Raw genomic sequence first — 21,723 nt, forward strand, 5'->3', positions numbered from 1 at the left:
CTAACATTGCATCATGAGCGACATCGACCACCGCGCCATCATTGCCGGCCTTTCGGTCGAGGACCGTCGCGACCTCACCGCCAGGGTTGACCGGCCAGGCATTGTCCGGCTGGCGGTCCATGCCGGGCTGGTTATCCTGCTAGGCGCGCTGATCGCCGCTCGCATCCCGTTCTGGCCCGCGCTCGTCTTGCCGCAGGGAATCCTGATCGTCTTCTTCTTCACGCCGTTGCACGAGACCATCCATGAAATTGCGTTCAGAACGGCGCGGCTCAATCGCACCATCGCCGCCGTGGCCGGCTTCCTTATCCTGCTGCCGCCGGCATGGTTCCGCTATTTCCATTTCGCCCATCACCGCCATACGCACGACCCGGACAACGACCCCGAACTGATGGCCCCGAAGCCGGAGACCATCAGCCAATATCTGCGCTATCTGTCAGGCGGCCCCTATTGGATCGCCATGGGCCGTGTGATCGCAACCAATGCGGCGGGCCGCAACCGCGACGGCTTTGTGCCGGAAAAGGGCCGCGGCAAGGTGATTGCCGAAGCACGGCAGTTCCTGATCGGCTATGCGGCATTGCTGGCCGCATCGCTCGGCGCGCAGTCGGCGCTGCTGTTGTGGGTCTGGATCGTGCCGGTGCTGGTCGGACAGCCGTTTTTGCGTGCCTACCTGCTGGCCGAGCACGCGTTGTGCCCGCATGTCGCCAACATGCTCGAGAACACCCGCACCACCTTCACCACAAGGCTGGTGCGCTTCGTGGCTTGGAATATGCCGTACCATTCCGAGCACCATTCCTATCCGGCCGTTCCCTTCCACCGCCTGCCGCGCTTCCATGACATCGTCGCGGAGCATTTACGCACGACCGAACGAGGTTACGTGCGCTTCCACAGGAAGCTGGTCGGCAGCTACGATGGCCGCGCCGGCTGACCAGTGCTGGAAGAAACTCCGCTTTCAACCGCGGCCGTCGATTGCGTCGCTTTTGAAGGCCCCCGCGTCGTCCCATAACAAGCAGCCCAACAGCGCTTCCGGCAATGCTCGAAACCACTGCATTGGCCAAAAGATCGGAATCGATCTTTGGAGAGCACGATGCAGCGGAGTTAAATGGTAGAGCATCGTTTGTGCGTCCGATTGGACGCACGGCGCTCTGCAGGAGCAGGAAATTATGGCCGATCTGATCGTCGTCTACTGGCGCGACATCCCCGCCCAGGTCATCGTCAAGAAGGGCCGGCAGAACGCCAAGCGCGAACTGCCGCTGCGCTTCACCGAGGCGATCGACATGTGCGCCATGCGCACCGGCGCTGGCGGCACCGACGACTATCTTGCCGAATGGCGCAAGGCAGAACCCCTCCCGGTCAGTGACGATCTTGAAGCCGAGGCCGAGAAGGCTCTTCAGGAACTTGATGCGAAATACGACCGTGAGCGGCTGGTCGCTCTGGTCAAGGCGGGGGGCAAAGAGAATGTCTGATCCCCAATCAATGCCGGCGACGACGGCTCAAGCCGGCGTGACCCAGGCGACCATCGTCAAGAAGGCGGCGCCGAAATCCGACTACAAGCCGGCCGACGTGTCGCCGCAGCGGCGTGTGCAGCGCTCTTTCGCGGTGCGGCTTTGGTCTGTGCGGCATTCGCGGCTGCTCGAATGGTTCTACGGCAAATTCGCCGACATGTTCCTGCTCCTCCATCCGCTGTGGAAGGGCATCGGCTACAGCCGTGTCGAAGGGCCTGTGAAATTCGTCGAAAAGCGCGTCAAGGGATTCATGTTCGACTGCCGCATGTGCGGCCAGTGCATCCTTTCCTCGACCGGCATGTCGTGCCCAATGAACTGCCCCAAGCAATTGCGCAATGGCCCTTGCGGCGGTGTCCGCGCCAACGGCAATTGCGAGGTCGAGCCTGACATGCCTTGCGTCTGGGTCAAAGCCTGGGAAGGCTCGCGGAACATGGTGCATGGCGACAAGATTTTGGAAGTGCAGAAGCCGGTGGATCAGTCCTTGCGCGAAACTTCCGCCTGGCTGCGGGTCACCGCGCAGGCCGCGGCCGCCCGCAATGCGGCCCGGAATACTACGAAGACCGGAGCATCGGCATGATCGGCCGTCAGCCAGACGAGAATCCGGCCGGCATCCATTTGCCGCTCGATCCCCTGCCCGGCCACACCTCGCGTGGCCGGCTGGAACGCGTCCTCAGGCGCGGCGAGTTCGCAGTGACGACCGAGCTCAATCCGCCCGACAGCGCCGATCCGGAAGACGTCTACAACCGCGCCAGGATTTTCGACGGCTGGGTCGACGCCATCAATGCCGTCGACGCTTCCGGCGCCAACTGCCACATGTCGTCGGTCGGCATCTGCGCGCTGCTGACCCGCATGGGCTATGCCCCGATCATGCAGATCGCCTGCCGCGACCGGAACCGCATCGCCATCCAGGGCGACGTGCTTGGGGGTGCTGCGATGGGCGTCGCCAACATGCTGTGCCTGACCGGCGACGGCGTGCAGGCCGGCGACCAGCCCGGCGCCAAGCCGGTGTTCGATCTCGACTGCATGTCGCTGCTCGAAACCTGCCGCGTTATGCGCGATAACGGCAAATTCCTGTCCGGCCGCAAACTCACGACCCCGCCGCAGCTTTTCCTTGGCGCGGCGATCAACCCGTTTGCGCCGCCGATCGATTTCCGGCCCTATCGGCTGGGCAAGAAGATCGCCGCCGGGGCACAGTTCGTGCAGAGCCAGTACTGCTTCGACGTACCGATGTTCCGCGCCTACATGCAGAAGGTCCGCGATCTCGGCTATACCGAGAAATGTTTCATCCTTTGCGGCGTCGGGCCGCTGGCCTCGGCCAAGACGGCCAAATGGATCCGCTCCAACGTACCTGGCATTCACATTCCCGATCAGATCGTCAAGCGCCTGGAAGGCGCTCAGGATCAGAAGAAGGAAGGCAAGCAGCTCTGCATCGACATCATCAATGAGGTGAAGGAAATTCCCGGTGTGTCCGGCGTCCATGTGATGGCCTATCGCCAGGAAGAATACGTCGCTGAGATCGTCGACGAATCTGGCGTGCTGAAGGGTCGCCGGCCGTGGAAACGCGAAATCCGCCGCGACGACCAGCTCGTTGCCGACCGGCTCGACCACATACTGCATGACGACCTCACCGAAACCCAGGTCGACATGGTCAAGACCGCGCATTGACAGCGCGAATCGTCAGCATTCGCTTGATCAGAAACAGATAACGATATAAAGAACTCTTTATATCACGATGGAGAGATTTCATGACCCGCACCATCGTCGCCTCGGCGACACGAGAAATCATCATCGGCTTCGATCAGCCCTTCTGCGTGATCGGCGAGCGCATCAATCCGACCGGCCGCAAAAAGCTGGCCGCCGAAATGATCGCCGGCAATTTTGAGACCGTCATCAAGGATGCGCTGGAGCAGGCCGCCTGTGGGGCCACCATGCTCGACGTCAATGCCGGCGTCACTGCAGTCGATCCCAACGCCACCGAGCCGGCGCTGCTGGTGCAGACGCTGGAGATCGTGCAAGGCCTGGTCGACCTGCCGTTGTCGATCGACTCCTCCGTGACTGCGGCAATCGAAGCGGCGCTGAAGGTCGCCAAGGGCCGGCCGCTGGTCAATTCCGTCACCGGCGAGGAGGAAAAGCTCGAAGCCATCCTGCCGTTGATCAAGAAATACAACGTTCCTGTCGTGGCCATTTCCAACGACGAGACCGGTATTTCGATGGACCCCGATGTGCGCTTCGCCGTCGCCAAGAAGATCGTTCAGCGCTGTGCCGACTTCGGCATTCCGGCGCATGATGTGGTCGTCGACCCGCTGGTCATGCCGATCGGCGCGCTGGGCGATGCCGGCCGCCAGGTATTTGCCCTGCTACGCCGGCTGCGCGAGGAGCTCAAGGTCAACACCACCTGCGGCCTCTCCAACATCTCGTTCGGCCTGCCGCACCGTCATGGCATCAACGCCGCCTTCATCCCGATGGTGATCGGCGCCGGCATGACCTCGGCGATCATGAACCCGGTGCGGCCGCAGGAAATGGAAGCGGTGCGTGGCGCCAACGTGCTGAACGGCACCGACGAGAACTGCACCAATTGGATCAGGACCTACAAGGACTACAAGTCTGCTGAAGGCGGCCAGGCCGTTGCCGCCCGGACGCAGGTCAACGCGCCGGGCGATGGCAATGGCAATGGCGGACGCAGGCGCGGCGGCCGCGAAGCGCGTATGGCCCGGGGTTGAGCCAGGTCTTGGCCGACACGATATGGGGCCTAGGACTGGGGAGGAACCGAGACATAGCGGCATCGCTGCCGTAGCCAAGACCCGAGCTGCGTAGAAAGTAAAGTCTGGAACGTATGAACTCTCCCGTCAACATCACCGATCCGCTCGTGCTGTTCATGCCGTCGGGCAAGCGCGGCCGGTTTCCGGTCGGCACGCCGGTTCTGGACGCCGCGCGCCAGCTCGGTGTCTATGTCGAGAGCGTGTGCGGCGGGCGTGCCACTTGCGGGCGTTGCCAGATCGAGGTGCAGGAAGGCAATTTCGCCAAGCACAAGATCGTTTCCTCCAACGATCACCTCTCGCCCAAGGGCGCTAAGGAAGAGCGCTACGAACGCGTACGCGGCCTGCCCGAGCGCCGCCGGCTGTCCTGCTCGGCGCAGATTCTCGGCGATCTCGTCGTCGACGTGCCGCAGGACACCGTCATCAACGCGCAGACCATCCGCAAGGACGCCGACACCAGGGTCATCGCCCGCGATGCGGCAATCCGCATGTGCTATGTCGAGATCGAAGAACCCGACATGCACAAGCCGCTCGGCGACCTCGACCGTCTGAAGATCGCGCTGATGAAGGACTGGGGCCTCAAGAGCCTCGATTTCGATTTCCATCTGTTGCCGCAGGTGCAAGGCATTTTGCGCAAAGGCAACTGGACCGCGACCGCCGCCATCCACAAGGACACCGACAGCGAGACCGCACGGGTCATCGCTTTGTGGCCCGGCCTCAAGAACGAGGCGTACGGACTTGCCTGCGATATCGGCTCGACCACGATCGCCATGCATCTGGTGTCGTTGCTGTCGGGCCGCGTCGCCGCCTCGTCGGGCACATCCAATCCGCAGATCCGCTTCGGCGAGGATCTGATGAGCCGTGTCTCGTACGTGATGATGAACCCGGACGGCCGCGAAGGCATGACGGTCGCCGTGCGCGAGGCCATTTCGGGGCTTGTGGACAAGGTCTGCACCGAAGGCAACGTCCAACGCAACGACATCCTGGATTCCGTGTTCGTCGGCAATCCGATCATGCATCATCTGTTCCTCGGCATCGATCCGACCGAGCTCGGCGGCGCCCCCTTCGCGCTAGCCGTCTCCGGCGCCGTGCACATCAAGGCATCGGATATCGGTTTGAAGCTCAACCAGGGCGCCAGGCTCTATATGCTTCCTTGCATTGCCGGCCATGTCGGCGCGGACGCTGCCGCAGTGACGCTGTCGGAAGGGCCGCACCGCCAGGACGAGATGATGCTGATCGTCGATGTCGGCACCAATGCCGAGATCGTGCTCGGCAATCGCCAGCGGGTCGTGGCGGCCTCATCGCCAACTGGCCCGGCCTTCGAAGGTGCGGAAATCTCCGGTGGCCAGCGCGCCGCACCGGGTGCCATCGAGCGCGTCCGCATCGATCCTGAAACGCTGGAACCGAAATACCGCGTCATCGGCTCGGAACTCTGGTCCGACGAGCCGGGCTTCCTCGACAGTGTGCAGGCGACCGGCGTCACCGGTATTTGCGGCTCCGGCATCATCGAGGTGGTCGCCGAGATGTATCTCGCCGGCATCATCTCCGAGGACGGCGTCGTCGATGGATCGCTGAGCGGCCACTCGCCCCGCGTCGTCGCCAATGGCCGCACCTTCTCCTATGTGCTGAAGGAAGGCGAGCCCAAGATCACCATCACCCAGACTGATGTGCGCGCTATCCAGCTTGCCAAGGCCGCCCTTTATGCCGGCACCAAGCTTTTGATGGAAAAACAGCACACCGATCATGTCGACCGCATCCACTTCGCCGGCGCATTCGGCTCGTTCATCGACCCGAAATACGCAATGGTGCTGGGCCTGATTCCGGATTGCGACCTCGACAAGGTCTCGGCCGTTGGCAATGCGGCCGGCGCCGGCGCCCGCATGGCGCTGTTGAACCGTGGCTATCGCCGCGAGATCGAGGAAACCGTTAGCAAGATCGAGAAGATCGAGACGGCGCTGGAGCCGAAATTCCAGGAACATTTCGTTTATGCCATGGCGCTCCCGAACAAGATCGACCCGTTTCCCAAGCTGTCGGCGGCGGTGAAACTGCCGCCGCGCAAGACGGTGAGCGAAGACGGCATTGCCGGCGACGCTGCCCCGCGGCGGCGTTCGCGCGAAGGCCATGCCGCGCGGCGCGGGCGGGGATGACTCGCCTCCGCCAGGCTGTCAGAACTTCCATTTTCATTTGTATGCAAATGTTTCCAGATCGCGCCGATCTGGAAACGAAATCGCGTTTTCGTGAAATCCGCCAGATACATAGGCGGAGCATTTAACCGGCATCGAACGGCCGGCGGAAACAGTTTTCGGCCACCGCAACGCTCCAAGGAGATCAAGATGTCGATGTTCGAAAGCTTCGGCCGCTATGGTGCGGCCTTCAAGAAAACACGCGAAGCGCGCAAGTCGCTGCGCATCCTCAACAGCTTGCCGCCTGAGATCCAAAAGGACATTGGCTGGCCGGTGTCGCCGCGTTCGAGCGAAAGGCAGCTTGCGGTCGGATGGGGCACGCAGCGCGGATGAAATTCATCGACAAATGCAAGCTGCTCGGTATTCGCCGGAGCCGCAATGCGGCTCCGGCTGCACCCAGCAATTGGCTGCGCGCCGCGTTGCTGCCGCGGCGTTGAGCTGCACCGGTAGGCCAGAGACTTCATGGCCGGACGCTTTGTCGACAGCTGGGATCAAACGACCGTATTGAGATTGCATCAATCTTGACTTTTTTGGTGGCGACACAATCTTCGAAATAGTCGGGGGTTCTCTTAGTCGGCTCAGCCGAAGTCCGTGTATCTGCATGCCCAGTCTCAAAAGCCACGTCGTGTCGTTCGTCCTCAGGTACAGCCGCAAGAAGGCGTTTTCCAGCCCCGAGAACCTGCAGCGCTGGATCGCCTATGCGCGCAAGACGGAAAACCATCAGCCGCCTGCGTCGCTGTGGTCACGCCTGGAGATCACAACCCGCACGATCAACGGCTTTCCCGTCTACGAGATCGCTCCCCAGGCTGGTGAGCGGAGGCGGATTCTCTACCTGCACGGCGGCGCTTACGTCTTTGAAATCACACCCTATCATTGGCGGCTGATCGCCGACATGGCCGACCGCCTCGGGTTCGGTATCACCGTGCCGATCTATCCCATTGCTCCCGAACACGATTTTCACGCCATGTTCGGCATGGTCGGCGCCGTCTACCGCCAGATGTTCGGCGAAACCAGGGCGAATGATATCATCTTCATGGGCGATTCCGCCGGCGGAAACATGGCCGTCGTGCTGACCATGATGGCTGCGCAAGACGGCCTGCCCTTGCCATCACGCCACGTGCTGATTTCGCCCGGTCTCGACGTGTCGCTCGCCAACCCAGAAATGTATGAGGCCGAACGCAACGATCCGTGGCTGGGCATTGCCGGCGGCCGCGAGGCGATCCGGCTTTACAGCGCCGGCATAGATCCCACCGACTGGCGCATCAGCCCGGTTTACGGCGACCTGTCGGTGCTGCCCAAAACGCTGCTGCTGACCGGTTCACGCGATCTGCTCACCCCCGACAATCTGATTTTCGCGGAAAAGGCACGCGCGGCCGGCGTCGAAATTGAGGTCGTCCACGAGCAAGGCATGTTCCATGTCTGGCCGTTGATCGACATGCCGGAGGCGCGTCGCGCGCGGGACAGCATAGTGGCCTTCTTGACCAACGAAACTGACAGTTATCATGCCAAGGCAGGAGAGTTGTCGCTGCAAAGGGCAGACCGCGACGGAACGCCTCGCGATCTGGTTGCGCCGCTCAGGTCGTAGTTTGGCTCAGAACTTCCCAGTTTCCCTGAACATCTCAAACGTCGCGCGGATATGGTCGGCGACTGCCTTCACTGGAGCGCTGGCGTCCGGCGTCACCACCATGGCCAGATTGTAGGTGCCGATGTCAGGCATGCCGTCCTTCGGGCACAGCTCGACCATATCGCTGCCGAGGAAGGATTTCGGCAGCGGCGCCACCGCAAGATCCGCCATGATCGCGGCGCGTTGGCCGGCCGTGTGTGCGCTCATATATGCGATACGGTAGTTGCGGCCCTCGCGCCCAAGCGCCTCCAATGCCCCTGCCCGCCAGGCACAGCCCTCTTCCCACAATGAGACCGGCAGCGGCTCACGCAGATGCGCGCAACCGCCCTTGGCACCGGCCCAGACGATCGGCTCTGTGAGCAGCACTTCGGCGCCGATCGCGCTGGTCTTGTAGGAGTTGGTGAGCAGCGTGATGTCGAGCGCCCGGTCGTCCATGCGCCGGCGCAGATTGACGCTCTGGTCGATGGTGACGTCGACCGCGATCGATGGATGCGATTGTGCGAACCGCTTCAGCACATGCGGCAGCACACGTTCGCCGTAATCGTCCGGCGAGCCGAGCCGCACCACCCCGACAATGTCTGGAATGATGAACTTCGACACCACCTCGCGATTGATCGACAGCAGCCGGCGCGCATAGCCGAGCAGCATCTCGCCATCGGTGGTCAGCGTCACCGAACGGGCGTCGCGCGCGAACACCGAGCGGCCGAGAATGTCCTCCAGCTTCTTGATCTGCATCGAGACGGCCGACGGCGTGCGGAAGACCGCATTGGCCGCAGTGGTGAAGCTGCCGGTCTCGGCGATTGCGACGAAAGTGCGCAGAACATCGAGATCGAGCAGCGGCAGCGGATGATTGAGTGGGGCGTTCATGGCAACCGGCCTTCAATTTTTCTGATGCAAACCATCATTCCATTTCGTTTGATTGAACATCAGTTTGGGAGGATAGTCAACTCGGTTGGAGGCAGGACTCATCGAAGTGGTCCCGAAACAACCATGACACGGACCTGCAATCGACACGAAATGAAGCTGAAACAAAGCCGGTGTACCGCCTGACGCTGCAAGCGCCGGGACGACCCGGCCCAACGCGAAGGAGAATGAGATGTCTATCCTGTCATCCATCGGTCGGATCGCGACCGAATTCAGCGAGGCCCGTGCCCGCTACCAGACGGAACGCGCCATCCGCGCGCTGCCGATTGAACTGCAGAAGGATATCGGCTGGCCCGAAGCTGCCGATGCCAAGGCCGGCACTCGCCATGGTGTGGGATCCTGGGCTGGAGCAAAGTAAACCGTGTGTATCAACAGCTGAAGGCCTGCCGCGCAGATCAGCCCGGCAGGCCTTTTTGTTTGTACTCCAATGATTTTCCCGAGCCATGTCGCCGTCGCATGCCGCATATGAGCAAGTCGCATAGCAGCCCGCACTGGCAATCAACACATTGTAAATAATCGAAAATCCTGGGCAGAATGCCCAAATTTGTCGCATTCCGTGTCGCTTTTCATATCAAGTGCTTCGCTTTTGCGATTTAGTTTCCCCTCACGTAAGCCTATATCATCATCAACAAACGAGCTGCCCCACTCCATCAAGCGAAGGCGACCCGTCTGAGCAACCGAATGGAGATGATCATGAAGCTTTTTGCCCGCCTCTTTGCCCGTCGCGAAATGAACCTGACGACCGCGCTCGAGCGCCAGCGCCTGGCCAACACCATGCCTGGCCAGACCGGTGCCATGGCTGCCGCGCGCCTCGGCTTCGTCGCCTGAGACGCGGCAATCCCGGCGGAAGCAGCCTTGCGCTGCTTCGAAGTCGATCCAGCGCCGCTTCGGTTTTGCCGAGGCGGCGTTTTTCGTGTGCGCAGACTGCGTAGGCTCGTTTGGTCGATCCGGCGGCATGTCGCGTCCTTCGCCGCATAGCGATCGCCCATTTGCGACCCGTGTCGCAAATAAAGTCGCTCCGTTGCCATCTAGCCAATTGACAGGAAACGTCTTTCCTGATGTCGCTGTGCTAATCGCGACATCCTGTTCGCGCCATTGCAGCGTGAGGATCTACCCGTGAACGTCGTAAAGCACCCGATCCGGCGATCGTTCGTATTCTTCCTGGTCCCCGATTTCACCATGATCGCCTTCGCGACGGCGCTCGATCCGTTGCGTTCGGCCAACCGCATGCTCGGCTATGAAGCCTATCGCTGGCGGCTCGCCAGCATCGACGGCAAGCCGGTGCGCGCCTCGAACGGCGTCGAATGCGCCGTCAACACCTCGCTGGAGGAAGAGCGCAAGAAAATGTCCGGACCGGACCGGCCGAACATGGCCATCGTCTGCAGCGGCATCAATGTCGAGCGCTACCAGAACAAATCGGCCTTTGCCTGGTTGCGCGAGGAGTACAATCGCGGCGTTGCCGTCGGCGGCCTGTGCACCGGCGCGCATATCCTGGCCGCCGCAGGCCTGCTGTCCAACAAGCGCTGCGCCATCCATTGGGAGAACCTGCCGGGCTTTTCCGAGGCGTTCCCCAAGGCCAATGTCTTCGCCGACCTCTTCGAGATCGACCAGAACATCTACACCTGCGCCGGCGGCACCGCCGCGCTCGACATGATGCTGAAGCTGATCGGCGACGATTTCGACGAAAGCCTCGTCAACCGCGTCTGCGAGCAGGTGCTGACTGATCGCGTGCGCAGCCCGACCGACCGCCAGCGCCTGCCGCTGCGCGCCCGCCTTGGCGTGCAGAATTCCAAGGTTCTGGCCATTATCGAGCTGATGGAAGCCAATCTCTCCGAGCCGCTCTCGCTGATCGAGGTCGCTGATCATGTCGACCTGTCGCGCCGGCAGATTGAGCGCCTGTTCCGCACCGAGATGGGGCGCTCCCCTGCCCGTTACTATCTGGAGATCCGCCTCGACCGCGCCCGGCACCTGCTGATCCAGTCGTCGTTGCCGGTAGTCGAAGTGGCGGTCGCCTGCGGCTTTGTTTCCGCCTCGCATTTCTCCAAATGCTATCGCGAGTTGTACGCCCGCTCGCCGCAACAGGAACGCGTCGATCGCAAGCAATTGCTGGCGGCTTGATCTGGCAAATCAGCAGAGGACCGGCGAAGTGTGATATTCCCGCATCGAGAGATGTCGCATGACCACGAGTTCGAGCCTATCCCAAAAACCGGCCGACCCGCACAGCTTCCGCCTCGATGCAGAAAAATGGGCCGCGTTCATGGCGGCACTGGACGCCCCTACGCGCGACCTTCCACGCCTAAAGCGCCTGTTGAGCGAACCGAGCATCTTTTCCGGTCGCGGTCGAGTGTAGGTTGCGGCGACTATACCTGCGCCGTGCGCATAGCCTCGACGCGGATGTCTTCCGTCAGCCGCGCTTTCAGCGCCGAGAATTCCGGGCTGGTCTTCAGCGTGTAGTGGCGCGGATGCGGCAGGTCGACGGCAACGTCCGATTTGATGCGGCCCGGCCGTGCCGTCATCACGACCACGCGCGACGCCATGAAGATCGCCTCCTCGATGTCGTGGGTGACGAACAGCACCGTTTTTTGCCGGCGCTCCCAGATGCCGAGAAGCAGTTCCTGCATCAGCCCGCGGGTCTGGTTGTCAAGCGCGCCGAACGGCTCGTCGAGCAGCAGGATCTCCGGATCGTTGGCCAGTGCCCGGGCAATCGCGGTGCGCTGCTGCATGCCGCCGGAAAGCTGCTTCGGCCAATGGTTTTCAAAACCTCTCAGCCCGACGAGATCGACGTAAGAAGCGACGATCTCGCTGCGCTCGTGCTCGGCCATTCCACGTTCGCGCAGGCCGAAGGCGATGTTCTCGGCGACCGTCAGCCACGGAAACAGCGTATAGGACTGGAAAACCATGCCGCGGTCTGGACCGGGCCGGTCCACCACCCTGCCGTCGAGCAGAACACGTCCCCCACTCGGCGCTTCGAGGCCGGCGACGATCCTGAGCAGCGTCGACTTTCCACAGCCGGATGGCCCCAGGATCGTGATGAAGTCGTTGGCGGCGACCGCCAGATCGATCGGCATCAGCGCCTTGACCGGCTGTCCACCGCCGACACCGGCGAAGGTGCGCGAGACGCCTTCGATGAGCAGCTTGCTCACGCCAGGCTCCATGGAAACAGCCAACGGTTGAGCGCCTTGAAGGCGAAATCGGACAACAGCCCGATCAGGCCGATGACGATGATGCCGAAGATGATCTGCCCTGTCGCCAGCCGCGACTGGCTGTTGATGATCATGTAGCCGATGCCCGACGACGAGCCGATCAGCTCGGCGACGATGACATAGGTCCAGGCCCAGCCGAGCACCAGCCGCAGGGTCTCGGCAATCTCCGGCGCATTGGCCGGCATGATCACGCGCCGCACGATGCCATTGTCGGACGAGCCAAGCGTGTAGGCCGCCTCGACCAGGTCGCGCCGTGTGCCGCCGACCTTGACCGCGATGATCAGGATGATCTGGAACACCGAGCCGACGAAGATCACCAGCAGTTTTTCGAGCTCGCCAACGCCCGCCCACAGGATGAGCAGCGGGATGAAGGCCGATGCCGGCAGATAGCGGGCGAAGGAGACGAACGGCTCCAGGAACGCCTCCACGGGCTTCCAGGCACCCATCACGATGCCGAGCGGCACGGCAACGATGGCCGCCATCAGGAACCCGCCGAAGACGCGCCAGATGGTGATAAGGATGTCGAGCCAGAAGCGGTCCTCGACCAGCAGCCGCCAACCGTCTCTCACCATCGACAGCGGATCGGCAAGGAAAATGCGATTGACGTGGCCGCCAAGCGTGATCCACGCCCAGAACGCCACGAACAGCACGAAGAACGAAATGCCGAGCACGGTTCGAATGCCCGGCGAGACCGGATGCAAGGGGCGCGGCATCTTCGACCGTCCTCTGATCTGAATGAAAAAGCGGCGGCGCACGCGCCGCCGCCGGGCGACAATCCTGCCGGTTAGTCGGCTACGGCGCTGGTGTCGGCCAATGTCGAGACGTCAGGCGCTTCCTTGATCAAACCCATCTGCAGCAGAAGCTCGCCGGCGGTCTTGGAAAAGTCCTGGAATTCCTTGGTGAAGAACTGCTTGTTTTCAGCCTTGTCGGCCCATTTCAGGTATTTGGCCGACTCTTCGAATTCCTTGGCCGACTGCTTCACGTCGGCACCCATCGTCTCATAGGATTTCGCCGGATCGCTCTTGATCAGGTCGAGTGCCTCGAAATAGCTGTCGGCAAGCGCCTTGCCCGCATCCGGATTGGCCTTGAGGAACTCCGGCGTGCAGCCGACCGTATCGAGCACCATCGGATAGTCGAGAGTGGTGACAAGGATATGGCCCTGGTCGGACTTTTCGCGCACCGCCGAGATGAACGGCTCATAGGTGACCGCCGCATCGTTCTGGCCGGCGAGAAACGCCTGCGCCGCCGCATCCGGCTCCAGGTTGACGACCGTCACGTCCTTGGTCGACATGCCGTTCTTGTTGAGCACCCAGGCCAGCATGAAATAGGGCGAGGTGCCCGGCGCCGAAGACGCGACCGACTTACCTTTGAGATCGGCGACGGTCTTGATGTCGTTGCGGGCGACGATGCCGTCGGCGCCGTAGGATTTGTCGAGCTGGAATATTTGCTTGGTCGTCACGCCATTGGCGTTCCAGACCAGCCAGGTCTCGACCGTGGTGGCGGCGCATTGCAGGTCGCCGCTGGCGATGGCGAGCGGCCGGCTGGCTTGCGGCACCTTCTTCAAGGTGACGTCGAGGCCGTGCTTTTCGAAGATGCCGGCCTGCTTGGCGAGCGTCAGCGGCGCAAAGCCGGTCCACCCACTGATGCCGATGCTGACCGATGTGGCGGCCATCGCCGGCGCGGACAATCCGACGGCAAGCGTCAAGCTTGCGGCAAGAATTCCAATCCTGTTCATGTCGGTTCCCCTTTAATGTGTTCGGATGCGGAATTGTGTCACAGACGCCCGCAGGCTTGTCAATGAAGCAGATGCTGCACTGCGGTATGTCACCATCGACAGCAAACTCCGCCATCAGCGGCTGTCGTACATCCAGCTGCGGTCGCGCCACATTTTTTCGCCGACTAGGCAGTCGGTGACGGGGATGTCCTGTGCCAGCACCAATGGCGGATGCGCCGCCTCTTCCGCCGCTCGCTGCGGCGAGGCCGGACCGGCAAGCTCCAGCACCAGCTTGCGACGGATGGCCTCCGGAAACTGCGTCCAGTCATTGACCGGGATCATGAAGGAGCCCGGCCCGCCGATGACGCAGTCGCTGTAGTAGCGGTCGAGATTGTTGACATCGTAAGCGCTGCTGAACCCGCCCCTGGTCATCAGCGGCAGGCCGTTGACGGTGATGCCTTGCTTGATCACGGCGTCGCGGGTGATATCGACAGGTGCGCCCTGGTTGTTGGGGCCGTCACCCGAAATGTCGATCACCCGCTTGACGCCCTGGAAGCCGCTTTCAGCAAAGAGATCGCTGGCGAATTCCAGCGCGCCGGAGATCGAGGTGCGCCTGGCACTGGCCGGCGGATGAGCGGAAAGCTGCGCTGCCAGCCGCTCGGCGTCGGCACGATTGGCGATCACCGTCCACGGCACCACGACCTGCTGCCAGGTCGCGCCAGCCCATTCGACATAGGTGACGGCAATCTTGCCATGAGCGCCTTCGCCGATTGCCTGCAGAACATCGTCATGCGTCAGCGCCGCCGCGTAGCCATGACGCTGGATTTCGAGCTCGTCCGGCGACATGGACAGCGAAACGTCGACTGCCAGCACCAGTTCGACGTCGACCGGCTCGGCGGCGCGGGAGTTTGCAGTCAGCCATAGCACCGACGCCAGCGCGGCGGCACCCGAGACGAGATGTCTTGCACGGGCAAAACCAGACATGCCGCACGGTAAGCGAAAATCGCCGATCGACAAAGAGAAAAGCCCGGTGAAGAGCCGGGCTCATCCGGTCACATTCTTGCGAACCGCCGGAAAGCGAATTTCATTTGTAGATGCGGTGCCCGCCCCGTCCCCGCCACTCCACGGCCTTCTCGACATCCGTCTCGGAGAATGGGTCCGGCTTCGGTTTTCTAGCACCGACTCCGCGCGCTGCCCTCCAGTTCGGCTTGAATGACGGCGGAAGCCACAACAGAATACCTGCAACCGCGGCAGGCAAGATGATCGCAAAACGCAGAATTGAAAGTACGATGCCGCAGATGCCGACGATCTGCGCGGCCCGGCGGACGCCGAAGCGTCTCAGGAACAAATGTCTTGCAATCACGCCGCCATCCAGATCGTAGGCGGGCAGGATGTTGAGAATGATAAGTGACACGTTCAACAATGCGCCAATCCAAAGCGTCCATTCCAGAGGACCGGCCGACCTTGACGGCAGCCACCCGAATGGCCTTTCGGGCACAACTGGGATGAGTTCTCCAAAAACCAGATAATAGGCCGCATCGAAAAACGCGGCGAGCGCGATGTTCGCCAGGGGACCCGCTATCGCAATCCGCGCCCAGGCAGGCGATGGCGCTGCGGCGCGTTTGAAACGCGTGAGCCCGCCGAAGAGATATAATTCTATCCTGTCGGTGGCGACGCCTTGTCGGCGTCCGATCCAGGCGTGTGCCAGTTCGTGCAGAAATATCGACGCAAACAGAAGCGCTGCAAAGATAGAGGTATGGATCAGTGCATCCTTGGGTCGGCTCGCCCACTCGTTCAGGAAGGGCAGCACAATGGGAATTGCGAAGGTCCAGCTGACGCGAACCGGGATATTCCGGTTCAGCTGAAACACAAGCGCATCGTTTTTTCTGTCCCAGCCGATCCGCCGCAAAGGCACCCCCCAATCGCAGCGCGACGGTAAGCGAGAATCATCGCTCCACAAAGCGAAAAGCCCGACGATGAATCGGGCTTCTGCATTCAGGTCCTGCTCGGCTTGCCTGTGTGGAGAATCGGCAGGCAAGCAACGTTTAGCTGCGCGGATTGACGTTCTCCGGGTCGTAGAGCGGCCTGTAACCGACGGCGGCCACTTCGACCGGGTACTTCTCGCCGAAATATTCGACGCTCAGCTTGCGGCCCTCCTGGCAATACGCCCAGGGCAGGTAGGCGAGCGCGATGTTCTTGCCGAGGGTCGGACCATAGGCCACCGAGGTCGTGAAGGAGCGTCGGCCGAGCTCGTCGACGAGCGTCTCACCGGTTTGCGGGTCCATCACCGGCATCGTGCCGACCGGATAGCGGAGAACGCCATCGGAATCGGTATTGTCCGTCATGATAAGCGTGCAAAGCATGGCCGGCTGATGCACCCGGGCGCGATATTCCAGATGCTTTGCCTTGCCGCAGAAATCGGCCTCCTTGACTTTCGGACGGGCAAGGTCGGCTTCCAGCAGATTGTATTCGGTCAACAGGTCCGCATTCTGCAGGCGCAGGCTCTTCTCCATGCGGCGGCTGTTTGCATAGGTCTCGACGCCAAAGGCCATCACGCCGGTCGACCGCAGCGCGTCCCAGACAGCCAGACCGTCCTCGTAGCGCATATGTAGTTCCCAGCCTTGCTCGCCGACATAGGAGATGCGGAAGGCGGTCACGTCCTTGCCGGCGATCCTGACGGGCTTGATCGCGGCAAAGGGAAAATTCTCCGGCGTCAGCCCGTCGGGGTTTTCCACGCACTTGCTCAATGTCGCCCGCGCGTTCGGACCCCAGATGCCGACGGTCACATATCTCTCGGTCACATCGGTGACGCTAACGTCGAAGCCTTTGTCCTCTGCCGTCCGGCGCATGTACTGGAAGTCGCGCGGCCCGGCATCGGCGCCGTCGATGACGCGGCAGCGGTCGGCCATGCGGATGACGGTCAGGTCGGCGCGCACCATGCCTTCCTCGTCGAGGAAATGGGTATAGATGCCCTTGCCGATATTGCCGTCACCGCCGATCTTTGCCGCGCACAGCCATTCCATCAGCGCGACATGGTCCGGGCCTTCCACGTCGTACATGGCGAAATGCGACAGATTGACAATGCCGCAATCCTCGCTCATCGCGAGATGCTCGGCGTTCGAGACGCGCCAGAAGTGGCGGTTATCCCATTCGTTTTGGCGCACCGGCACCCGGTTGCCGTATTTCTCGAGCAGATGCTCGTTGGCGGCGTAGCCATGGGCGCGCTCCCAGCCGCCGAGTTCCATGAAATAGCCGCCGAGTTCCTTCTCGCGCTCCCAGAAGGGCGAGCGGCGGACATTGCGAGCCTTGGAGAAGGGCTCGCGCGGATGGACCGCCGGGTTGTAGACCTTCATCGCGGTTTCGGTGCAGCGATCCCAGATGAACTGTTCTTTCGTCTGGTGCGGATAGAAACGCGAATAGTCGATGGCGTGGTGGTCGATCGCCGTGCGGCCGTCCGTCATCCAGTCGGCGATGAGCTTGCCCATGCCGGGGCCGTCCTTGACCCAGATCGCAACGGCATACCATAGGCCCCTGACCTTCTGGCTTTCGCCCATCGAGGGGCCGCCGTCCGCCGTCACCTGCAATAGGCCGTTGAAGGAATGGCTCTCATTGTAGCCCAGCTCGCCCAGGATCGGCGTCAGTTCCATGGCGCGCTCGAGCGGCGCCAGGATTTGTTCCATGTCGAGATCGCGTTGCGACGGCGAAAGCCGCGCCTCGTTTTTCTCGAGAATATCGCGCGGATGGCAAAGGCGCGGATTGGTCTCTTCGTAATAACCCCATTCGATCTGCCCGCCTTCCGCGGTCTTGGGGTCGCCGGTATCGCGCATGTAAGCCGAGTTGCCCTGGTCGCGCAGCAGCGGCCAGCCGATCTCCTTGCCGGTGCCGGCGAACTCGGTGTACGGCCCGAAGAAGGTAAGCGGATGGTCAATCGGCATGACTGGCAGGTCCTCGCCCGCCATTTCCGCGATCAGCCGTCCCCAGATGCCGGTGCAGACCACGACATAGTCGGCCTCGATGGTGCCGCGGTCGGTCACCACGCCCTTGATGCGGCCGTTCTCGATGACGAGCGACCTGGCCGACGTATTGGCAAACGCCCTGAGTTTGCCGGAAGCTTCCGCCTGGTCGACAAGCTTGCCGGCGACGGTCTGCGAGCGCGGGATGACGAGGCCGGCGTCGGGGTCCCACAGGCCGCCCTGTACCATCTGTTCTTCGATCAGCGGGAATTTTTCCTTGATCTCGGCGGGATCGATCAGGCGGGCGCGTGTGCCGAAGGCCTTCGCCGAAGCGATCTTGCGCTTGATCTCCGCCATGCGGGCGTCGTCGCCGACGCGGGCGACCTCGAGGCCGCCGATGCGCGCGTAGTGACCCATCTTTTCGTAGAAATCGATGGAATAGAGCGTCGTCCAGCACGACAGGAAATCATGGCTGGTCGTGTAGCAGAAGTCGGAGGCATGCGCCGTCGAGCCGATATCCGTCGGGATGCCCGATTTGTCGATGCCGACAATATCGTCCCATCCGCGCTCGATCAGGTGATGGGCGACCGATGCGCCGACGATGCCGCCCAGCCCGACGATGACGACCTTCGCCTTTTCCGGAAACCCTGCCATTGCCCGCGACTCCAAGATGCTATTGCGAGCAGACTATAGGGCGGCGCGGCGCCGCGCTTGCAGCCTGTTTGCGACATCGCCAAAAAAGCCCGCGCCACCAGCCCGTCGAATGCAGTTAGACCTACGCCTTCGCCCTGCTCGGTACGAAGACGCTGCTAGAGCCCGTCCTGCGCAGCTTCGAAGAAAAATGCATACCTTCATCGCCGATTACCGGAAGCAAATAAAAGGCCGGGCGTTTGCCCGGCCTTCAAAAATCATGGCGTCGACTTTACTTGATGCGCGCGACGCCGCCCGAGATCTCGATCGTCTCCGAACCGGTCAGCGCCTCGAGGTCGCCATTCGGCAAGGTAACAAAACAGCCGCTCGGGCAAAATTCCACGGTTTCGCCAGCGGCCAGCGCCAGCTCGGTCTTGCCGCCGCCTTCCGTCACGATCAGCGTGCGGGTCTCGGCGTCCTTGTTGACCGCGCTGGCGGCATGGGCCGAACCGCCCACGGCCAGAAAAGCGACGGCGGCGACGAGAGACTTCCACATTTTGCAGTATCGGTGTTGCCACCGCCTCTGTTGCATTTCGCAAGGCATTCTCGCCGTTTGCAGGTGAGCTTATATGTAATGCAAGCTGAACGGCAACTGAATGCCGCATTCATGCCGCAATTGGTTTCCGAAGGCTTGAAGGCAAGCTCCAAACAGCTAGTCAGGATCGGGCTTCCGTACCTTGCGTCCCGACTTGGCGAGACGTTTCGCCTCGACCGCCGCTAGGGCTTTTGCTTGTTCCCGCTCGGCGAATTCGACTTCGATCTTGTCGTCGTCGATCGGCCACGCCTCGTGCTTTTTGGTCTCGACGACGGCGCGCGGTGTCGACGGAATTTCGATATGCTGGTCGGCGAACACATCGAAGATGGCAAAGCGGATGTCGTTCTGGACGATATTGCCACTAAGAACGTCTGCCAGGAATACGCGGATCTCGAATTCGAGCGCGGCCGGGCCGAAATTGGAAAACAGCACAAAGGGTTCCGGGTTCTTCAGCACCAGCGGATGGCTGCGTGCGATCTCCAACAGGACGCCATGCACGTGCTTGACGTCGCTGCCATAGGCAACGCCGACCTTGATGTCGACGCGGCCGAGCTTGTTGCGGTGCGTCCAGTTGCCGACCGCATTGTTGATCAGGTTTGAATTGGGCAGGATCACCGATTGCCGTTGGAACGTCTCGATCTCGGTGGCGCGCACGCTGATCTTCTTGACCGTGCCGCTGATGTCGCCGGCGACGATCCAGTCGCCGACCTTGAACGGCCGCTCGGCCAACAGGATCAGGCCCGACACGAAATTCGAGACGACATTCTGCAAGCCGAAACCGATGCCGAGGGACAAGGCGCCGGCGACCAGCGCGAGATTGGAGAGGTCGATACCGGCGGCCGAGATGCCGACCAGTGCCGCGACCGCGACACCGGCATAACCGACCGCCAGCCGGATCGAATTGCGCACGCCGGTGTCAACCCGGCCGCGCGCCATCACCGAGCCGTCGAGCCAGCCCTGGAACCAGCGCGTCAGGAAATAGCCAATGATGAAGACGACGACGCCGGTGAGAATGCCGGTGACCGAGATCGTCACCGAGCCGATGGTTAGGCCGGTCGCCAGCTTGTAGGCCCAGGCCTGGATGTCGCCGGGCTGGAAGCCCCACATCAACAGGATCAGCGGCAGGAACACCAGCACAATCATGATGTTGATGGCGGCGCTGACGACAAGCCCGAGCTGGTCGAGGGCGGTCTCTTCGTAGCTTGAATTGGCCGCTAGCCAGCGCCCGATCGAAGTTTTGGCGAAACCGCCTTCCTCGCCGATCGCTCGCGCCGACAGGAAGCCGATATAGGCGGTGACCAGGATGGTGCCGGTGACCACGACCTGCAGCGAGACGAAAATTGCAAGGCCGATATAGCCAAGCAGTGCCGATGCGATGGTGAATAGGCCTAGCGCGACGGCGGTGTAGCGCAGCCACGCCGGCCACGGGCGCCAGCTTCCGTCGGGGGCCTTGAACGGCTTCAGCAGGCCCATAAGGATCAGGATGATGCCGACGACAATGGTGGCGATGAAGCTTCTGGCGATGGTCAGCGACAGTGGCGAGCCCATCTTGTCGTTGACGACAGACAGGAAGTTGTTGCTGCCGATGACGACAGCCATGGCGGTCGTCAGCCGCACCAGCCAGCGCGCCGGGCCGGTTTCGACCGGGATCAAACGCCAGTTCGGCAGTCGGGGCTCGAGCGCTGCGTTGGTCAGGCGGTTGACGCAGAACACCACCGCGATAACGGCAACCAGCGAATTCAGGAAGATGCCGATGTCACCGCGTAAAACATTGTAATAATCGAAGAAGAAGATCGTCGAGACAAGGAAGGCGCCGACCGCCAGCGTCGGCAGCAACGTCGACCAGAACGCCACCGACAGGCGGCTGAGATAGGAGGGGTCCTCGACGGAGGGATCCGCTTCGAAGACGCGGCCGAACAGGCGTCGACCGCCGATAAAAAGCACTGCAGCGAATGCGAGCGCCATCAAAGTCGCGGCAAGAATGGCCTGGAACTTGAACTTGAAGGCGAAGCTCAGCCAGGACGACACCGCCTTATAGAAGCCGGAAAACTCAGCGTTGGCGTCGGAAAAGACTTCGGGGCTAAGCGCATCGGACAGCACGTAGCGTTTGGTAAGCACATTGCGGAACAGCTCGCTGCGCATGTTGCCGATCTTCTCGATCAGCCCACTGATGCGGATCGACAGGTTCTGCGCGCTGGCAATAACGGCGTTGATCTCGGCTTTTTCGGAAGCCAAGGCCTGGCGTTCACCGGTTACGATGTCTGGCTCGGCCGGCTGGCCCGCGGCCGGCGGAGGTCCCAGCATCTCAATCCGATCGTTGATATCGCCGAGACGCGAGCGGAACGCCAGCGCGCTGGTGAGCGCCGCCCGCGACAGATCCTCCAATTGCAGACGGATTTCCACGAGGGTGGCATCGTCTTGGCCGTCCTGCTGTATCTTCTTCTCGAGACCGTCGGTTTTGGCCGTCAGACTCTGGATGACCTTCTGCTGGTCGGCGATCAACCCGGCGGCGCCCTGCCCGAGTGCCTGCGCCATAGCAACGAGCGACGGCGGCGCCGAGACAACAAGCGCAAGAATCAAGACCAGGCGGAATAAACGAAAGAACATGATTTTTCTGGCGACTCGCGGGCGGCATCGGC

At 61.9% G+C, this 21,723-nt stretch carries 21 protein-coding genes; 11 read left to right on the forward strand and 10 right to left on the reverse strand.

What is annotated here, in order from left to right; genetic code table 11:
• The first annotated feature begins 13 nt into the window (after nucleotides 1-13).
• The 8 genes from NKH67_RS03965 (at nucleotide 14) to NKH67_RS04000 (ending at nucleotide 8,026) form a co-directional block, all read left to right on the forward strand.
• A complete protein-coding gene (locus NKH67_RS03965) occupies nucleotides 14-925 on the forward strand; it encodes a fatty acid desaturase (RefSeq protein WP_352500954.1) in 912 nt (303 codons plus the stop codon).
• A gap of 235 nt (nucleotides 926-1,160) precedes the next feature.
• Nucleotides 1,161-1,463 (forward strand): virulence factor, encoded by a 303-nt coding sequence (locus NKH67_RS03970; protein WP_352452105.1) that lies wholly within the window; start codon nucleotides 1,161-1,163, stop codon nucleotides 1,461-1,463.
• Nucleotides 1,456-2,079, forward strand: coding sequence for a methylenetetrahydrofolate reductase C-terminal domain-containing protein (locus NKH67_RS03975; protein ID WP_352454616.1), 624 nt, complete (start codon nucleotides 1,456-1,458; stop codon nucleotides 2,077-2,079). Before NKH67_RS03970 ends, NKH67_RS03975 begins: the two co-directional genes overlap by 8 nt.
• Nucleotides 2,076-3,167, forward strand: a complete 1,092-nt coding sequence (locus tag NKH67_RS03980) for a methylenetetrahydrofolate reductase (RefSeq protein ID WP_352500955.1) — start codon at nucleotides 2,076-2,078, stop codon at nucleotides 3,165-3,167. Before NKH67_RS03975 ends, NKH67_RS03980 begins: the two co-directional genes overlap by 4 nt.
• A gap of 80 nt (nucleotides 3,168-3,247) precedes the next feature.
• Complete coding sequence (locus tag NKH67_RS03985; protein WP_352500956.1) at nucleotides 3,248-4,222, forward strand: methyltetrahydrofolate cobalamin methyltransferase; 975 nt, start codon at nucleotides 3,248-3,250, stop codon at nucleotides 4,220-4,222.
• Between the two features lie 113 nt (nucleotides 4,223-4,335).
• Nucleotides 4,336-6,405 (forward strand): ASKHA domain-containing protein, encoded by a 2,070-nt coding sequence (locus NKH67_RS03990; protein ID WP_023676517.1) that lies wholly within the window; start codon nucleotides 4,336-4,338, stop codon nucleotides 6,403-6,405.
• Between the two features lie 186 nt (nucleotides 6,406-6,591).
• On the forward strand, nucleotides 6,592-6,774 hold the full coding sequence (locus NKH67_RS03995) for a hypothetical protein (protein ID WP_352500957.1): 183 nt from the start codon (nucleotides 6,592-6,594) through the stop codon (nucleotides 6,772-6,774).
• A 268-nt stretch (nucleotides 6,775-7,042) separates the two neighbouring features.
• On the forward strand, nucleotides 7,043-8,026 hold the full coding sequence (locus NKH67_RS04000; RefSeq protein ID WP_352500958.1) for an alpha/beta hydrolase: 984 nt from the start codon (nucleotides 7,043-7,045) through the stop codon (nucleotides 8,024-8,026).
• A gap of 6 nt (nucleotides 8,027-8,032) precedes the next feature.
• Here the strand turns inward: NKH67_RS04000 and NKH67_RS04005 are convergent, their stop codons facing one another.
• Nucleotides 8,033-8,932 (reverse strand): LysR substrate-binding domain-containing protein, encoded by a 900-nt coding sequence (locus tag NKH67_RS04005; RefSeq protein ID WP_023676521.1) that lies wholly within the window; start codon nucleotides 8,930-8,932, stop codon nucleotides 8,033-8,035.
• A gap of 229 nt (nucleotides 8,933-9,161) precedes the next feature.
• Between NKH67_RS04005 and NKH67_RS04010 the strand changes: the two genes are divergently transcribed.
• Nucleotides 9,162-9,347, forward strand: coding sequence for a hypothetical protein (locus tag NKH67_RS04010; protein WP_352452109.1), 186 nt, complete (start codon nucleotides 9,162-9,164; stop codon nucleotides 9,345-9,347).
• Nucleotides 9,348-9,487: 140 nt separating this feature from the next.
• Here the strand turns inward: NKH67_RS04010 and NKH67_RS04015 are convergent, their stop codons facing one another.
• A complete protein-coding gene (locus tag NKH67_RS04015) occupies nucleotides 9,488-9,946 on the reverse strand; it encodes a hypothetical protein (RefSeq protein ID WP_352501115.1) in 459 nt (152 codons plus the stop codon).
• Nucleotides 9,947-10,168: 222 nt separating this feature from the next.
• On the opposite strand from NKH67_RS04015, the gene NKH67_RS04020 reads away from it, so the two are divergent.
• Entirely contained in the window at nucleotides 10,169-11,107 is a 939-nt protein-coding gene (locus NKH67_RS04020) for a GlxA family transcriptional regulator (RefSeq protein WP_352501106.1), read from the forward strand.
• 58 nt (nucleotides 11,108-11,165) lie between these two features.
• Nucleotides 11,166-11,339 (forward strand): type II toxin -antitoxin system TacA 1-like antitoxin, encoded by a 174-nt coding sequence (locus NKH67_RS04025; protein WP_352500959.1) that lies wholly within the window; start codon nucleotides 11,166-11,168, stop codon nucleotides 11,337-11,339.
• A 10-nt stretch (nucleotides 11,340-11,349) separates the two neighbouring features.
• Here NKH67_RS04025 and NKH67_RS04030 read toward each other — a convergent pair whose 3' ends face one another.
• The 8 genes from NKH67_RS04030 to NKH67_RS04065 all read right to left on the reverse strand — a co-directional run bounded on the left by NKH67_RS04030 (nucleotide 11,350) and on the right by NKH67_RS04065 (nucleotide 21,691).
• Entirely contained in the window at nucleotides 11,350-12,132 is a 783-nt protein-coding gene (locus NKH67_RS04030) for an ABC transporter ATP-binding protein (RefSeq protein ID WP_352500960.1), read from the reverse strand.
• Nucleotides 12,129-12,905, reverse strand: coding sequence for an ABC transporter permease (locus NKH67_RS04035; protein ID WP_023676527.1), 777 nt, complete (start codon nucleotides 12,903-12,905; stop codon nucleotides 12,129-12,131). The genes NKH67_RS04030 and NKH67_RS04035 overlap by 4 nt, the downstream gene beginning before the upstream one ends.
• A 71-nt stretch (nucleotides 12,906-12,976) precedes the next feature.
• Nucleotides 12,977-13,927: an ABC transporter substrate-binding protein gene (locus NKH67_RS04040; protein WP_352452114.1), complete on the reverse strand. Its 951-nt coding sequence runs from the start codon at nucleotides 13,925-13,927 to the stop codon at nucleotides 12,977-12,979.
• A gap of 114 nt (nucleotides 13,928-14,041) precedes the next feature.
• Nucleotides 14,042-14,890: a DUF1194 domain-containing protein gene (locus tag NKH67_RS04045; RefSeq protein WP_352454623.1), complete on the reverse strand. Its 849-nt coding sequence runs from the start codon at nucleotides 14,888-14,890 to the stop codon at nucleotides 14,042-14,044.
• Nucleotides 14,891-14,990: 100 nt separating this feature from the next.
• Nucleotides 14,991-15,944, reverse strand: coding sequence for a site-2 protease family protein (locus NKH67_RS04050; RefSeq protein WP_352500961.1), 954 nt, complete (start codon nucleotides 15,942-15,944; stop codon nucleotides 14,991-14,993).
• 7 nt (nucleotides 15,945-15,951) lie between these two features.
• Nucleotides 15,952-18,513: a GcvT family protein gene (locus NKH67_RS04055; protein ID WP_352500962.1), complete on the reverse strand. Its 2,562-nt coding sequence runs from the start codon at nucleotides 18,511-18,513 to the stop codon at nucleotides 15,952-15,954.
• 268 nt (nucleotides 18,514-18,781) lie between these two features.
• Nucleotides 18,782-19,045, reverse strand: coding sequence for a hypothetical protein (locus NKH67_RS04060; protein WP_352452117.1), 264 nt, complete (start codon nucleotides 19,043-19,045; stop codon nucleotides 18,782-18,784).
• A 156-nt stretch (nucleotides 19,046-19,201) separates the two neighbouring features.
• On the reverse strand, nucleotides 19,202-21,691 hold the full coding sequence (locus tag NKH67_RS04065; protein WP_352500963.1) for a mechanosensitive ion channel family protein: 2,490 nt from the start codon (nucleotides 21,689-21,691) through the stop codon (nucleotides 19,202-19,204).
• Between the last annotated feature and the right edge of the window lie 32 nt (nucleotides 21,692-21,723).

This window comes from Mesorhizobium sp. M0968, from assembly GCF_040319065.1.
In the GTDB taxonomy this organism is placed as follows: Bacteria; Pseudomonadota; Alphaproteobacteria; order Rhizobiales; family Rhizobiaceae; genus Mesorhizobium.

Coding starts and splice junctions, on each gene's coding strand:
- NKH67_RS03965 (WP_352500954.1), top strand. CDS start 14: ATGAGCGACATCGACCACCGCGCCATCATTGCCGGCCTTTCGGTCGAG.
- NKH67_RS03970 (WP_352452105.1), top strand. CDS start 1,161: ATGGCCGATCTGATCGTCGTCTACTGGCGCGACATCCCCGCCCAGGTC.
- NKH67_RS03975 (WP_352454616.1), top strand. CDS start 1,456: ATGTCTGATCCCCAATCAATGCCGGCGACGACGGCTCAAGCCGGCGTG.
- NKH67_RS03980 (WP_352500955.1), top strand. CDS start 2,076: ATGATCGGCCGTCAGCCAGACGAGAATCCGGCCGGCATCCATTTGCCG.
- NKH67_RS03985 (WP_352500956.1), top strand. CDS start 3,248: ATGACCCGCACCATCGTCGCCTCGGCGACACGAGAAATCATCATCGGC.
- NKH67_RS03990 (WP_023676517.1), top strand. CDS start 4,336: ATGAACTCTCCCGTCAACATCACCGATCCGCTCGTGCTGTTCATGCCG.
- NKH67_RS03995 (WP_352500957.1), top strand. CDS start 6,592: ATGTCGATGTTCGAAAGCTTCGGCCGCTATGGTGCGGCCTTCAAGAAA.
- NKH67_RS04000 (WP_352500958.1), top strand. CDS start 7,043: ATGCCCAGTCTCAAAAGCCACGTCGTGTCGTTCGTCCTCAGGTACAGC.
- NKH67_RS04005 (WP_023676521.1), bottom strand. CDS start 8,932: ATGAACGCCCCACTCAATCATCCGCTGCCGCTGCTCGATCTCGATGTT.
- NKH67_RS04010 (WP_352452109.1), top strand. CDS start 9,162: ATGTCTATCCTGTCATCCATCGGTCGGATCGCGACCGAATTCAGCGAG.
- NKH67_RS04015 (WP_352501115.1), bottom strand. CDS start 9,946: ATGCCGCCGGATCGACCAAACGAGCCTACGCAGTCTGCGCACACGAAA.
- NKH67_RS04020 (WP_352501106.1), top strand. CDS start 10,169: ATGATCGCCTTCGCGACGGCGCTCGATCCGTTGCGTTCGGCCAACCGC.
- NKH67_RS04025 (WP_352500959.1), top strand. CDS start 11,166: ATGACCACGAGTTCGAGCCTATCCCAAAAACCGGCCGACCCGCACAGC.
- NKH67_RS04035 (WP_023676527.1), bottom strand. CDS start 12,905: ATGCCGCGCCCCTTGCATCCGGTCTCGCCGGGCATTCGAACCGTGCTC.
- NKH67_RS04040 (WP_352452114.1), bottom strand. CDS start 13,927: ATGAACAGGATTGGAATTCTTGCCGCAAGCTTGACGCTTGCCGTCGGA.
- NKH67_RS04045 (WP_352454623.1), bottom strand. CDS start 14,890: ATGTCTGGTTTTGCCCGTGCAAGACATCTCGTCTCGGGTGCCGCCGCG.
- NKH67_RS04055 (WP_352500962.1), bottom strand. CDS start 18,513: ATGGCAGGGTTTCCGGAAAAGGCGAAGGTCGTCATCGTCGGGCTGGGC.
- NKH67_RS04060 (WP_352452117.1), bottom strand. CDS start 19,045: ATGTGGAAGTCTCTCGTCGCCGCCGTCGCTTTTCTGGCCGTGGGCGGT.
- NKH67_RS04065 (WP_352500963.1), bottom strand. CDS start 21,691: ATGTTCTTTCGTTTATTCCGCCTGGTCTTGATTCTTGCGCTTGTTGTC.